This is a genomic window from Arthrobacter sp. 10N43 (assembly GCF_056394525.1).
Map to the genome: position 1 here is coordinate 1 of NZ_JBFTIA010000049.1, position 401 is coordinate 401.

Annotated in this window: 1 protein-coding gene; it reads right to left on the reverse strand. The window is 62.8% G+C overall.

Going from position 1 to position 401, the window contains the following annotated elements; translation table 11 throughout:
• The coding region (locus AC1DDO_RS23055; RefSeq protein WP_476972853.1) for an alpha/beta fold hydrolase at positions 1-374 on the reverse strand (374 nt) is incomplete at its 3' end.
• Positions 375-401: the final 27 nt, after the last annotated feature.

The window sequence follows — 401 nt, forward strand, 5'->3', positions numbered from 1 at the left end:
CGGAGCGACGGCAAGATGTCCAGGGCGGACTGCCCCGGCTTTGGGACGAATGCATCCACATACACGATCCCCGCGATCCGCTCCGGAACACGGCCTGCGACACCGGCCACCACCATTCCGCCGTAGCTGTGCCCCACCAGGACGACATCCCGAAGGTCGTTCGCCTCGACAAGGCTGGTGATCTGATCGATGTGCGACAGCAACCCCACCTCCGGGGTCGCTTCGCCCGCGCGTTCTCCGACACCGGTGAGCGTCGGCGCGTAAACCTCATGCCCGGCAGCTTCCAGCAGAGGGACGACTCGCGACCAGCACCAGGCCCCGACGAATGAACCATGCACCAGCACATAGGTCCTTGATGTGTTCATGGATTTCATTGTGCTCTCCTGTTCAGGTAGTGGGAA